We start from the raw sequence: 509 nt of genomic DNA on the forward strand, positions 1-509 counted from the left end.
GGGCTCGCCGTCGCCTGGCGCGAGGCCGCCCGCCTGTACGGCGTGCCGGGGGCGATCGCCGATCTCGTCGGGTTCGTCGCGATCGTGGTGTTCGTCGCGCTGCTGCTCGGTTACGGCTGGAAATGCCTGAGCGCCCGGGCCGCCGTGATGACGGAGTTTCGACATCCGGTGGCCGGCAGCCTGTTCGGCACCGTCTGGATCAGCCTCTTGCTGCTGCCCATCGTGCTGGTGCGCCTCGATCGCGCGCTCGCGTTCGGCATGTGGGTGGTGGGGGCGGCCGGCATGATGCTGTTCGCCTGGCATATCGTCGGCCGCTGGATGAGTGACCGCCAGCACGCCGCGCATGCCACGCCGGCCTGGATCATCCCCGTGGTCGGGCTGCTCGACCTGCCGCTGGCGATGCCGGCGCTGGGCCTGCCCGCCGCCTCGGGGCTCGGCGTGTTCGCCCTGGCGGTCGGGCTGTTCGTCGCGATCCCGCTGTTCACGCTGATCTTCTCGCGCCTGCTGTT

At 71.1% G+C, this 509-nt stretch carries 1 pseudogene; it reads left to right on the top strand.

Annotated features, from left to right (window positions below):
- Window positions 1-509 (top strand): annotated as a pseudogene (locus FQ705_RS30935) (C4-dicarboxylate ABC transporter); the annotation flags it as partial.

It is taken from the genome of Paraburkholderia sp. BCC1884 (genome assembly GCF_900996225.1).
Taxonomy (GTDB): Bacteria; Pseudomonadota; Gammaproteobacteria; order Burkholderiales; family Burkholderiaceae; genus Paraburkholderia.